Origin of the sequence: Mycobacterium sp. (genome assembly GCF_044370595.1) — a bacterium.
Taxonomy (GTDB): Bacteria; Actinomycetota; Actinomycetes; order Mycobacteriales; family Mycobacteriaceae; genus Mycobacterium.
In genome coordinates this window covers 1-7,927 of record NZ_JBILVF010000155.1, presented here as the reverse complement: position 1 = coordinate 7,927, position 7,927 = coordinate 1, and the positions used below count along the sequence as shown (strand labels likewise).

At 65.7% G+C, this 7,927-nt stretch carries 7 protein-coding genes; 5 read left to right on the top strand and 2 right to left on the bottom strand.

All coding sequences use genetic code 11. The features are described 5' to 3' along the window. Positions 1–86: 86 nt before the first annotated feature. Positions 87–587, bottom strand: a complete 501-nt coding sequence (locus ADBZ5N_RS15795) for a ribonuclease FAU-1 family protein (RefSeq protein WP_526259003.1) — start codon at positions 585–587, stop codon at positions 87–89. Between the two features lie 5 nt (positions 588–592). Then, positions 593–2,437 (bottom strand): SulP family inorganic anion transporter, encoded by a 1,845-nt coding sequence (locus tag ADBZ5N_RS15790; protein ID WP_526259001.1) that lies wholly within the window; start codon positions 2,435–2,437, stop codon positions 593–595. A 123-nt stretch (positions 2,438–2,560) separates the two neighbouring features. Between ADBZ5N_RS15790 and uvrB the strand changes: the two genes are divergently transcribed. The 5 genes from uvrB to ADBZ5N_RS15765 form a co-directional block, all read left to right on the top strand. Then, on the top strand, positions 2,561–4,738 hold the full coding sequence (gene uvrB / locus ADBZ5N_RS15785) for an excinuclease ABC subunit UvrB (RefSeq protein WP_526258999.1): 2,178 nt from the start codon (positions 2,561–2,563) through the stop codon (positions 4,736–4,738). Between the two features lie 145 nt (positions 4,739–4,883). Continuing rightward, positions 4,884–5,516, top strand: a complete 633-nt coding sequence (locus ADBZ5N_RS15780; RefSeq protein ID WP_526258997.1) for a hypothetical protein — start codon at positions 4,884–4,886, stop codon at positions 5,514–5,516. Positions 5,517–5,560: 44 nt separating this feature from the next. Then, a complete protein-coding gene (locus ADBZ5N_RS15775; RefSeq protein WP_526258995.1) occupies positions 5,561–6,412 on the top strand; it encodes a L,D-transpeptidase in 852 nt (283 codons plus the stop codon). A gap of 241 nt (positions 6,413–6,653) precedes the next feature. After that, a complete protein-coding gene (locus ADBZ5N_RS15770) occupies positions 6,654–7,100 on the top strand; it encodes a universal stress protein (RefSeq protein WP_526258993.1) in 447 nt (148 codons plus the stop codon). 35 nt (positions 7,101–7,135) lie between these two features. Beyond that, a partial coding sequence (locus ADBZ5N_RS15765) for a magnesium transporter CorA family protein (RefSeq protein ID WP_526258991.1) occupies positions 7,136–7,927 on the top strand: 792 nt, incomplete at its 3' end.

Here is a 7,927-nt window from a genome sequence, read left to right as displayed (position 1 = left end):
GACGGCCGGGGGCAGCAACGTCAGAGCCACAGCGGCACCGACCGTGCCCCAGCGTCCCATGCGTCCCACGGGGGTCGAGCGTACGCTTATCGCCAACTCAATTCCATGCCGCTGCTGGCCAGCCAGACGTTCAGATCATGACCATGAGCGGACAGGCCGGCGACTGCCGTCACAGCAGTGCGCAGGGCCGCCTGCGCCGCCTCTGTCGACAGCAGGCCATGACGGTGGGCTTCCAGCAGTTCGTCGACGTCGACCAGTCGGGTGTCCCGGCCGGTACGGACCACCAGGTCCAGATAGTGATCCTGCGTCTGCCACCGGTCCGCGGCGACGCTGATCGCCCCGACGTCGAGGTAGTGGTCCTGGTAACGTTCGAAGCCCGGATTGAAGTGGAAGACGTTGGCCCGCAACCCCAATTCGGGCAGCAACCAGGACTCCAGGTAGTGGAACTCGGGCCGCCCCGGTGTGGGCCGCGCCATGTACAGGCCCCACGGATACAGCCGATACTCGTCGACCGTCCGCACGAACCCCTTCGGATCGGTGTTCGTGCGCGCGGCGATATCGAAGATCTCGTGCTTAGGCGGGTGAATGCCGTTCAGCGTACGGTGTCCGAACCGTACTCGGAATGCGGTTGGGGATACCCTGACCCGGGGGCCTCCGACCGGGACTTGCGGTTCGCCCGGAGGTTCGGGTATGCCGCGATTGCCAGCGGAATCGTGTCGAAGAAGCGCGAACGGCCGAGCAACTCCGAGAACCCGCCGCCCTGGAACGCTTTCTGCGTTCTGCCCTGCTGAACGACTACCAGGAAGGGCACATCCCGCAAGGCGGCGATCTCGGCCACATAGGCCAACGCCTCAAAGCCGGTGAAGTCGACATCGTCGATGCGGCGAGCGTCGAGCACCAGCAGGTCGACCTGATCCTCCTCTGCTAATTCCTCGCCGTCCGGGTCGTCGTCGGTGGCCGGCATCGCTTCGATGAGTTGCATCCGGAACCAGTTCGCGTTGCCGAACCACAGCGGACCGTTCAGCGCGAACGCCGCGATGCCGGGAACCGTGGCAGCCCGCTGGTCGGTCAGCGGCAGCCAGGTGCCCAGCGAGGACCGCCCCAGCCGGAGCAGTTCCGGACGTGCGGTGCGGGAGGCCTGGTAGATGAAGGAGACCAGCACGGCGAACAGAACGCCGTAGACGATGCCCAGCAGGACCGTGCCGATCAGCGAGATCAGCATCAAGGCGAAGGCCTTCCAGGTGTAGTTCTGGGTGGCCCGCATCTGGTCGACGCGAAAGATCTTGATCGCGATGTAGATCAGCACCGCCGACAACGTCGCCGACGGCAGGTTCTCGATGATCTGGCTGAAGAACAGCACCACCACCGCGATGGCCGAGGCGATCAACGAGGCCAACTGGGTGCGGCCACGGGATTCGGCGATGATCGTGGTTGACGGCGGACTGGCGTTGATCGTGAATGACCCCACCATGCTGGAGGCGATGTTGGCCAGGCCCAGCGCCCGGAAGTCGGCATTGACATCGGTGTCGAAGCCACCCATGTTCGCGGCCGAGCGTGTGGTGGCCGCGGTTTGTGCCAGGCAGAAAATCGAGACCACCAGTGCAGTGGTGGCCACCGTTTCCACCGACTGCAGGGAGAACGGCGGCAACTGGAACGACGGCAGCCCCCGGTCGAGTGGGCCGAGCGTACTGACGCCGTAGTCCTTCAGCCCGAAGACGACCATCGCCAGGGAGGCCAGCGTCAGGACGATGAGTGCACCGGGGATCCGGCGGTTGATCTTGGCGATGACCAGCAGCAGAACCAGCGAGCTGACTCCAAGGATCATCGTCGGGATGTTTGTCTGGGGAATGTGTTTGACCAATTGGACGATTTTTTCGAGTGTTCGGCCGTGGCCCTCCTCGACTCCCAGGATCCCGGGTAGTTGATTGACGATGATGATCACCGCGATCCCGCCGAAGAATCCGATCATCACCGGCCGGGACAGGAAATCGCCAACCCATCCCAATCTGCCCGCACCGACGATCAGGGTGAACATCCCCACCAAAAAGGCGGTGATCATCGCCAGTCCGATGTAGTACTCACTTTCCGCCACCGCCCCGACCGCGGCCAGGCCGGCTGCCAGGATCGGAGCCACCGTGCTGTCGACACCCATCGCCAGGTGACGGTTGGTGGAGATTGCCGCCCCAACAATGGTCGCCACGACGAACCCGTACAACCCGGTGATCGGCGGCATCCCGGCCAGGTGGGCAGTAGCAAGTTGACCCGGCATGGTCACCGCACCGAAGGTCAAGCCCGCGATCAGGTCCCGACCGAGCCAGCGCCGCCGGTAACCCCGCAACGTCGGGAAGAAACGAAAATCCTCCCCTAACCAGGTCGCCAGCGTGGGAGCCGGCGCGCGAGCCTCCACACTGCGAGCCTCCACACTGCGAGCCTCCACACTGCGAGCCTAGGAATCGGCAGACCGCGGCGTAGCTGGTTCGGCCATATCCAGTTCAGCTGGTGTTCATCCGTTGTTCAGTCGACCGGGTGGCTGTCCGCCGGCACCCTTACTGTGGAGATCATGGCTTTTGCCGCCGAGCGTCCCGTGCTGGCTCACTCCGAATATCGTGCTGTGGAAGACGTGGTGCGCACCGGGGCCCAGTTCGAGGTGGTCAGCCCGCACCAGCCGGCCGGCGACCAGCCAGCGGCGATTGAGGAGCTGGAACGCAGGATCCGGGCCGGGGAGCGGGACGTCGTCCTGCTCGGCGCAACCGGCACCGGCAAGTCGGCCACCACCGCCTGGCTCGTCGAACGGCTGCAGCGGCCCACGCTGGTGATGGCTCCCAACAAGACGCTCGCCGCCCAGCTCGCCAATGAGTTGCGGGAAATGCTGCCGCACAACGCCGTCGAGTACTTCGTTTCGTACTACGACTACTACCAGCCCGAGGCCTACATCGCTCAGACCGACACCTACATCGAGAAGGACAGTTCGATCAACGACGACGTCGAGCGGCTCCGGCACTCGGCTACCTCGGCCCTGCTGTCGCGCCGAGACGTGGTCGTGGTGGCCTCGGTGTCCTGCATTTACGGCCTCGGTACGCCGCAGTCCTACCTGGATCGGTCGGTGGAACTTCAGGTCGGCAGTGAGGTGCCCCGCGACGGGCTGCTGCGGATGCTCGTCGACGTCCAGTACGACCGCAACGACATGTCGTTCACCCGGGGAACGTTCCGGGTCCGCGGGGACACCGTGGAGATCATTCCGTCCTACGAGGAACTCGCGGTTCGTATCGAGTACTTCGGTGACGAGGTCGAGGCGCTGTACTACCTGCACCCGCTGACCGGCGACGTGATCCGCAAGGTGGACTCGCTGCGCATCTTCCCGGCCACCCACTACGTGGCCGGCCCGGACCGGATGGCGCAGGCTATCTCCGGCATCGAGACCGAACTTGCCGAGCGGTTGGCCGAACTTGAGCGGCAGGGCAAGCTGCTGGAAGCCCAGCGGCTGCGGATGCGAACCAGCTACGACATCGAGATGATGCGTCAGGTCGGATTCTGCTCCGGTATCGAGAACTACTCCAGGCACATAGATGGAAGGTCGGCCGGCTCCGCACCGGCCACCCTGCTGGACTACTTTCCGGAGGATTTCCTCCTGGTGATCGACGAGTCGCATGTCACCGTGCCGCAGATCGGCGGCATGTTCGAAGGCGACATGTCCCGCAAGCGCAATCTCGTGGAGTACGGATTCCGGCTGCCCTCAGCGGTCGACAACCGTCCGCTGACCTGGGAGGAGTTCAGCTCCCGGGTGGGCCAGACGGTGTACCTGTCAGCGACCCCGGGTCCCTACGAACTGGCCCAGACCGGCGGGGAGTTCGTCGAACAGGTGATCCGCCCGACCGGCCTGGTGGATCCCAAAGTGGTCGTCAAGCCGACCAAAGGCCAGATCGACGACCTGATCGGTGAGATTCGCGCCCGCGCCGAACGCGACGAGCGGGTCCTGGTCACCACGCTGACCAAGAAGATGGCCGAGGATCTCACCGATTACCTGTTGGAGATGGGCATCCGGGTGCGCTACCTGCACTCGGAGGTGGACACCCTGCGAAGGGTGGAACTCCTGCGCCAACTGCGACTCGGCGACTACGACGTGCTCGTCGGCATCAACCTGCTGCGCGAGGGACTCGACCTGCCCGAGGTGTCTCTGGTGTCCATCCTCGACGCCGACAAGGAGGGCTTCCTGCGGTCCACCCGAAGCCTCATCCAGACTATCGGGCGGGCGGCCCGCAACATCTCCGGCGAAGTCCACATGTACGCCGACAACGTCACCGCTTCGATGGGGGAGGCCATCGACGAAACCGAGCGGCGTCGGGCTAAGCAGATCGCCTACAACGAAGAGCGGGGCATCGATCCCCAGCCGTTGCGCAAGAAAATCGCCGACATTCTCGATCAGGTATACCGCGAGGCCGACGACACTGAATCCGGCGAGACGGTGGACATCGGCGGTTCGGGTCGCAATACGTCGCGCGGACGGCGCGCGCAGGGTGAACCGGGCCGGACCGGCGGCACGGCGGCCGGAGCAGCTCGCGAGGGGCGAGCGGCAGGGTCCATGCCACGCGCCGAGTTGGCCGACCTCATCAAAGAACTAACCGAGCAGATGATGTCCGCGGCCCGTGATCTTCAATTCGAGTTGGCGGCGCGGCTGCGCGACGAGATCGCCGACCTCAAGAAGGAACTACGCGGTATGGACGCGGCGGGCCTCAAGTGACCCGCCAGCGCTGACTTCCCAGCCGGGTGTGTAACCGTGGAGCTTCCGCTCGGCCACGGTTCGGTAACCCCCCGATTCGCCTCCCCGTCCGGTGTCTTACAGGTCTGTAGTTTCGCCTCAGACCTCAACACGGATGGGAAAAACCATGTCAAGGACCACCACCCGGTTCGCCCTCAAAGTCGTTGTCAGTCTTGGGTTGTGCGGAGTCGTCGTGGCAGTGAGCCCCGTTGCGGCGAGCACCCCGCTGAAGACCGGCGGCGGCTACTGCATCGAGGATGCCGCAGGTGCCGCAGGTGCCGCAGGTGCCGCCGGAGACCCGGCGGCCGCCGCCGGGCCGGTTGGGGCCGCGCCCTTGTGTGCTCCGGTCGCCGATATGGCCGGCGTACCGCTGGCAGTGCCTGGTCCGCTGCCGGTCGGTGCCGGCGTGATCGGCGCACCGGTGCCCGTGGTGGTTCCGCCGGTTCCGGTGGGTGTTCCGCCCGTTCCTGTCGGTGTTCCGCCGGTTCCGGTGGGTGTTCCGCCCGTTCCGGTGGGTGTTCCGCCCGTTCCAGTGGGCGTTCCGCCCGTGCCGGTGGGTGTGCCGCCGGTGCCGGTGGGCGCCGCGGTGGGTGCGCCCATCCCAGTGGGTGCTGCCGCGATGGGCGCTCCGCTGCCGGTCGGCGCGCCAATCCTCGACATGGCTGGAGGTTATGGCGGCAAAGGAACGCCGACCGGTTCGGCCCCGGCCGGCAATCCGGTCGCCGGCCAGCCGATCTTGCCTGGTCCGGCGGCGGGCTGAGGCGTATCGGCGGGCCAACCAGCCAAACGGGAGTAGGAGCAGCGATGCCAGCGGCTATTCGATGTGTTCTCGCGATGATCGGGATCGTGGCGACGATGTTTACCGGGCCGGCCGGCGTCAGCGGGGCGGCGGCGAACGAGTCCCCGGCGCTCTCGATCGTGTCGGTGCTGCCCAAGCCGGGCGACGTGGTTGGCGTGGCGCATCCGGTCGTGGTGACTTTCCGGACCCCCGTCGCCAACCGGCGCGCAGCCGAGCGTCGGCTCGACATTTCGTCGGCACCGGCGATGTCAGGACGTTTCGACTGGCTCGAAAGCAACGTCGTGCAGTGGGTGCCCGACCAGTTCTGGCCGGCGCACAGCACAATCGCGCTCTCAGTCGGCAGCCGTCCCACGAATTTCGCAACGGGTGCGGCTGTCATCGGCGTCGCCAGCATCGCTGACCACACCTTCACCGTGACCATCGACGGTGCCGACGCGGGACCGTCCTCGTCCTTACCAGCCCCGCACCACCGGCCCCGGTGGGGTGAACCGGGTGTGTTCCCGGCGTCGATGGGCCGGCCCAAATATCCGACACCCGTCGGCATATACACCGTGTTGGCCAAGGAGCGAGCGGTCACCATGGACTCGAGCAGTGTGGGCATCCCGGTCAACAGTCCCGACGGCTACCACATGAAAGTCGAACACGCCGTGCGCATTACCAAGCGCGGCCTCTTCGTGCACGGGGCACCCTGGGCCGTCAACGCACTCGGGAACGCCAACGTCAGCCATGGTTGTGTCAGTCTGAGTCCCGAGGATGCCGAGTGGTACTTCGACACGGTCAAAGTCGGTGACCCGGTGATCGTGCGGGAGAACAGCCTTGAAGTGCCATCCGAGCCGAGGCTGGGAATCGCCTACTGACCCGTGAATGGAGCCACGGGCGGGTGTCGGCCGAACTGACACGCTCACCCTCGATCCGCTTCGCGGGACGCCGGGCTGTAGTGAAGGTCACCGAAGCCGGGCTGCAGAGCCGTTACCCCACGTCAGAGGGCAACCAGAGCGGCGCGCCGGAGGTCCGGAGTAGGCGAATCCCGCCCTGGGGCCCTGCTGAGGCGTTACTGTTTGCGGTTGGCGCAGCAACTTTCAGTACTGGAGGGTACTAATGGGCGGTTACAACACGGTGGTCGTCGGCACAGACGGCTCGAGTTCCTCGCTGCTGGCGGTCGACCGGGCAGGCGCACTGGCCTCTGGGCCCGATGCGAAAGTCATCGTGGCGACCGCCTACCTGCCTGCCCCCGAGGACACCCGGGCCGCTGACACACTGCGCGACGAGGGCTACAAGATGGTGGGCAACGCGCCGATCTACGACATCCTCCGAGACGCCAGTGAGCGTGCCAGGGCCGCTGGTGCCGTCAACGTCGAGGAACGCGCGATCGAGGGCGCGCCGGTCGACGCCTTGGTCGACCTCGCCAACGAGGTGGGCGCGGACCTGCTCGTGGTCGGCAACGTGGGCCTGAACACGATCGCGGGCCGGCTACTCGGTTCGGTTCCCGCCAACGTCGCACGCAAGTCCACGACTGACGTTCTGATCGTCCACACCACCAGCTAGGGCTGGCGGGTGGAACGCATGCACACCGAACGTGCATGAGCGGACCGCCCACCATGAACGCCGAGCCCGGGGCGTCTTCCCGGGCCGTTCGTACCCGGCTGTGGCTCAGCGGTCGGTTGCAGGTCGAGAACTTTCCGCTGGACGACGTTTCCGAACATCTGCGCCAGGACGGGGCGTTGGTCTGGGTCGACCTCCTCAACCCCAGCCACAGTCTGCTCGTTGAGCTTGCCGACGAGCTCTCGCTGGATCCGAGAGCCGTCGAGGACGTCGTCGAGCACAGCGAGCGAACCAAGGCCAGCCGCTACGCGACCCACACCTTTCTCACTGTGTACGCCACGGCGCTGGGACCCCAGATCTCCGGTTCGATCGAGTCACGGTTGTTGACCGCGCGGGTGTCGATCTTCGTGCTTCCCACCGGTGTGGTGACGGTGCGCCACGAAATAGATCCGACGCGAGCAGTCTTCGACATCGACGAGGTGGTTCGTCGCTGGGACGACAACTCGGATCTGCTGCGGATGGGCAGCGCGTCGTTGCTGCACGGGATTCTCGACGTGGTGGTCGACGGCCAGTTCGACACCATCCAGCAGCTTGACGATGCGATCGAATCCTTGGAGGACAGGCTCTTCGACGACCGGTCCCAGACCCGCGTACTGCAACGGGACACCTACCGGTTACGGAAGGAACTCGTCGAACTGCGACGTATCGTGCTGCCGATGCGCGAGGTGGTCAATACAGTGATGCGGCGCACCGCGGCGGGGGTGGAGGCCGGGGAACTCGAGGGCTGGTATTCGGATCTGTACGACCACGTGATCAGGGCCGCTGAATGG

Excerpts from the sequence above, each read along its gene's own strand:
- uvrB (WP_526258999.1), top strand. The coding sequence starts at position 2,561 with ATGGCTTTTGCCGCCGAGCGTCCCGTGCTGGCTCACTCCGAATATCGT.
- ADBZ5N_RS15780 (WP_526258997.1), top strand. The coding sequence starts at position 4,884 with ATGTCAAGGACCACCACCCGGTTCGCCCTCAAAGTCGTTGTCAGTCTT.
- ADBZ5N_RS15775 (WP_526258995.1), top strand. The coding sequence starts at position 5,561 with ATGCCAGCGGCTATTCGATGTGTTCTCGCGATGATCGGGATCGTGGCG.
- ADBZ5N_RS15770 (WP_526258993.1), top strand. The coding sequence starts at position 6,654 with ATGGGCGGTTACAACACGGTGGTCGTCGGCACAGACGGCTCGAGTTCC.